The sequence below is a fragment of the Streptomyces sp. NPDC004561 genome, assembly GCF_053602155.1.
In genome coordinates this window covers 1-4382 of sequence record NZ_JBSGDB010000623.1, presented here as the reverse complement: position 1 = coordinate 4382, position 4382 = coordinate 1, and the positions used below count along the sequence as shown (strand labels likewise).

Genomic DNA, 4382 nt, shown 5'->3' with positions numbered 1-4382 from the left:
GCGCCTCTTCGCCGACTACTTCAGCGTCACTGACCTTCCCGAGGGCTGCTGCACCACGGCTCGCTGCCGCTGTGCCACGTGCGCCGTGCCGCCCGCGCCGCGCACGCGTTCGTGCTCCACGGGCCGCAGGGCCAGGTGCGCACGGGCACCGGAGCGCCAGTGGTCGTCGCCGGGCAGGACGTTGCGGGCGACCCGCGCCACGCGTACGGCGGCGTCCGCGCCGCGCACTCCGGCGCGGACCGTTCCGGCGGCCGCGCCGGCGGCCAGCCCGACCGCCGGCACCGCGGCGCGCCCGATGAGCCGGGGCGCGGCGGGCAGCAGGCGGGCGGCGGCCGTCGGCACCGTCAGCAGATGGACCACTGATCCCTCCTCAGAGCGTGGTGCGGTCGGGCCGTGCCGTGGGGCCGAGCGGGCCGGGCGACGTCTTCGGCGTCGAGGCCTCGGGGGCGCCGGGTGGCTGCGCCTCTCCGGTCCTGGCATGCCCGTGGGTCCCGGCGCCGGTCCGAAGCGCGGCGGTGCCGAGATCGTGCGGGGGTTCGGCGTCCGGCGTCTCCACGGCCGTGTCCGTGTGCCGGGCGGGGCGGGGCTGGGTGAGCCAGACCACGGCCGCGCCGGTCACGGCGACGGGCCATTCCACGACGCCGGCGGCGCCGAGCAGCCCGGCCCCGGCATACGCCGCCATGCGCCGGCCGCGCGGCGAGACCGCGCCGACCTTGTCAAGGGTTCCCTCGGCGGCCCTGCCCACCATCCCGGCGCCGGGGACCCTGCGCAGTGCCGAGGCCGCGCCGCGCAGAGGCGCCGTGAGGGCCGATGACGACTTCTGCTCAGCCATGACTCTCCTCGGGTGATCGCGTTTCGTTGCCCCACCGAGTGCCCGCGACCGCGCTGGTCATCCACCCCTTCCCAGGGAACGCCCCCGACCGCTTCCGCGCCACCCGCGCAGTGCGGGCGCGGGCTCCGTCGTGAAGAGAGCGCTCCCACCCCGCCCGCTCGCCGACCGTGGAACGCCCCGCGCGAAACGTCGCCCGGGCGCGGACGGTGGGCCGGGGCGCGACCGCGCTCCACACGCCGTACGGCGTTCATCCGCGGGGCCGAAGCCCTCACGCGAGCCGACTCACCACGGTGGTCGAGTCCGGCGTCGTCAGGCGTCGCGCTCCCGGCGCCCCACCGACGCGGCCAGTTCCCGTTGATAGCCGGCGTAGGCGGAGCGCAGGGGCTCCCCCGGCCAGTCGGCGGGCAGGAGGACTGGCGGCAGGACGGGGTCGGCGAGCAGATGGCGCACGATCGCCGCGAAGGCGGTCAGCCGGTCGGCCGGGTGCGGGGAGCCGGCCGCGTGGGCGAGCAGCGCGCGGGCGGTGGCCGCCCAGGCGTCCAGCGGCCACAGCCGGGCGACCAGGTCGTGCGGCGGTTCGTCGGGGCGGGCGGTGTACGTTCCCGCCACCCCGGACAGTTCCCGCGGCAACGGCCGGTCGAGGTTGGCCGGGCGCAGCCACACACCCTCGCGGAGTTCGGCCAGCCGCAGGGCGGTCAAGCGGGTGCGCAGCTCGGCGCGTTCGGCGGGGCCGCGGCCCGTCGCCGTGATCACCACCATCTCCCAGTCGCCGCGCCACGCGCGCGTGCGGGGGTGCACGGCGTCGTCCTGGCGGCGCTGGCGGGCCAGCAGCCGGTCGCTGAGCGCGTAGACGGCGTCCCCGCGCCGCAGGTCCCCCGCGGCCACCATCCGGCTCAGCGCGGCGCGCAGCGTGGAGCCCCCGACGCCGAAGGGCGCCACCAGCCGCACGAGGTCCCTCACCGGCAGCTCGGGCGGGTGCACGCCCAGGAGCATGCTCAGCACGACCGACCGGGCGGACAGCGGCCGCAGGCCGGCCGCACCGGGTCCGGCCGACAGGTTCATGCGCATGGGCAGGTACTTTACGTGCGCCCTCTTGTTGCATCATTGCTACAACCGCAGCGAGAGTGCAACATGGCTCGTATGGTCTCGACACCCGCGCAGTCGCGCACGCAGATCCAGCCGCAGCAAGCCCCCTACGAGGGCACGCACGACGTCACCAACCAGGCCCCGCCCCTGACCCCGTACGACGCCTCCGACGACCGGGCCCTGCTGGAGGGCCTGCGCCGGGAGGGCGCCGGGTGGGCCGAGGACGGCATCCGGCGCCTCGGGGCGCACGCCGGCAGCGCGGAGGCGCAGGAGTGGGGCGAGCAGGCCAACCGGTACGAGCCGGTGCTGCGCACCCACGACCGGTACGGCCACCGCGTCGACGAGGTGGAGTTCCACCCCAGCTGGCACCACCTGATGCGCACGGCGGTCGCCGAGGGCCTGGCCGGGGCGCCGTGGGCGGACGAGCGGCCCGGCGCCCATGTGGCCCGCACCGCGGGCGGGCTGGTGTGGGGGCACACCGAGGCGGGCCACGGCTGCCCGACGTCGATGACGTACGCCGCCGTACCCGCGCTGCGCGCGCAGCCGGATCTCGCCAAGGTCTACGAGCCGCTGCTCACCAGCCGGGAGTACGAGCCCGGACTGCGCGTGCCGGCGGAGAAGCCCGGGCTGCTCGCCGGAATGGGCATGACCGAGAAGCAGGGCGGCTCCGACGTCCGGACGAACACCACCACGGCCACGCCCACCGGCGAGCCCGGCATGTACACGCTGCGCGGGCACAAGTGGTTCACGTCGGCGCCGATGTGCGACGTCTTCCTGGTGCTGGCGCAGGCCCCCGGAGGACTGTCGTGCTTCCTGGTGCCGCGCGTGCTCCCGGACGCCAGCCGCAACACGTTCCGCATCCAGCGGCTGAAGGACAAGCTGGGCAACCGGTCCAACGCCTCCTCCGAGCCGGAGTTCGACCGGACCGTGGCGTGGCTGGTGGGCCCCGAGGGGCGGGGTGTGAAGACCATCATCGAGATGGTCAACTGCACCCGCCTGGACTGTGTGATGTCCTCGGCGACGCTGATGCGCAAGACGCTGGTCGAGGCCGGTCACCACGCCCGGTACCGCGGCGCGTTCGGCGCCCGGCTGATCGAGCAGCCGCTGATGCGCAACGTCCTGGCCGATCTCGCGCTGGAGTCGGAGGCGGCGACGACGCTCACGCTGCGGCTGGCCGGGGCCGCGGACCGGGCGGTGCGCGGGGATGCCGCCGAGCGCGGCTTCCGGCGGATCGCCACGGCCGTCGGCAAGTACTGGGTCACCAAGCGGGGCCCGGCGTTCACCGCCGAGGCCCTGGAGTGCCTGGGCGGCAACGGGTACGTGGAGGACTCCGGCATGCCCCGGCACTACCGGGAGGCTCCGCTGCTGTCGATCTGGGAGGGCTCGGGGAACGTCAACGCGCTGGACGTGCTGCGCGCCCTCACCCGTGAACCGGACACCGCCGAGGCCCTGTTCGCCGAACTCGCCCTCGCGCGCGGGGCGGACGCCCGCCTGGACTCGGCCGTGTCCGCGCTCGGGGCCGAACTGGCCGGCACCGACCAGGTGGGCGCCCGCCGGCTGGTCGAGCGGATGGCGCTCGCCCTCCAGGCCTCGCTGCTGGTCCGGTACGCCCCGCACCCGGTCGCGGACGCCTTCTGCGCGACCCGGCTGGGCGGCGACTGGGGGCACGCGTTCGGCACCCTGCCCGCCGGGACCGACCTGGACGCGATCCTGGACCGCGCCCTGCCGGACCGCCGCTGACCCCTCCCCCGGTGGGCGTGCCGGGCCGGTTCGCCGGCCCGGGCGCGCCGCCCTCGCCCGGTGGCCGGTGAGCGCCGACGGATCGCACACAGTCAGCGTGCGGTTCCGCACCGTTGTCAGTCCCGTGGTGCACACTCGCGATCGGGTGGCACTCGTCTGGGGAGGACAACGTGTTCACGGGGATCGACGAGGTCGACTGGGCCTCGCTGCGGCACGCGTACGGCAGCGCCGAGGACGTGCCGGGATGGTTACGGGCGCTGGCGTCCACGGACACCGCCGAGCGGGCGACCGCGCTCGACGGGATGTACGGCGTCGTGCACCACCAGGGAAGGGTGTACGACTCGACGCTGGCCTGCGTCCCCTTCCTGTTCTCGCTCGCGGCCCGCGAGGAGGTGCCGGACCGCGGGGGCATCGTGGAACTGCTGGTCAGCATCGGCGCGGAGAGCGAGGACGGGGACCGGCGCGCGCGGGAGGCGGTGAGCGCGGGCGGCGAGGTGTTCGCCCGCCTCGTCCAGGACCCCGACCCGGTGGTGCGCCGGGCGGCGGCCGGGGCCCTGGTCCGCTTCGCGCACGAGCCCGCACGGGTCCTGGAGCTGCTGCGGCGCCGGATCCGGGCCGAGCGGGACGACCGTGTCCTGCTCGCCCTCACGGAGGCGCTCGGCCTGTTCGCCCGCCGGTACCCCGCGCACGCCGACGGCGCGGTGGACCTCCTAGCCGAACACGT

At 75.9% G+C, this 4382-nt stretch carries 5 protein-coding genes; 2 read left to right on the top strand and 3 right to left on the bottom strand.

Annotation, left to right across the window (positions count from 1 at the left end; genetic code table 11):
* Window positions 1-15 precede the first annotated feature (15 nt).
* From ACWEN3_RS42225 to ACWEN3_RS42215, 3 genes are all read right to left on the bottom strand, one after another.
* Entirely contained in the window at window positions 16-360 is a 345-nt protein-coding gene (locus ACWEN3_RS42225; RefSeq protein WP_452982786.1) for a hypothetical protein, read from the bottom strand.
* A 10-nt stretch (window positions 361-370) separates the two neighbouring features.
* Entirely contained in the window at window positions 371-832 is a 462-nt protein-coding gene (locus ACWEN3_RS42220) for a hypothetical protein (RefSeq protein ID WP_452982783.1), read from the bottom strand.
* Between the two features lie 309 nt (window positions 833-1141).
* The gene (locus ACWEN3_RS42215; RefSeq protein WP_452982780.1) at window positions 1142-1900 is read right to left on the bottom strand and encodes a PaaX family transcriptional regulator C-terminal domain-containing protein; all 759 of its coding nucleotides are present in this window, start codon (window positions 1898-1900) and stop codon (window positions 1142-1144) included.
* A gap of 72 nt (window positions 1901-1972) precedes the next feature.
* Between ACWEN3_RS42215 and ACWEN3_RS42210 the strand changes: the two genes are divergently transcribed.
* Both ACWEN3_RS42210 and ACWEN3_RS42205 read left to right on the top strand, forming a co-directional pair.
* Entirely contained in the window at window positions 1973-3658 is a 1686-nt protein-coding gene (locus tag ACWEN3_RS42210) for an acyl-CoA dehydrogenase family protein (RefSeq protein ID WP_452982777.1), read from the top strand.
* A 170-nt stretch (window positions 3659-3828) separates the two neighbouring features.
* On the top strand, window positions 3829-4382 hold a 554-nt coding region (locus ACWEN3_RS42205; RefSeq protein ID WP_452982774.1), incomplete at its 3' end, for a HEAT repeat domain-containing protein.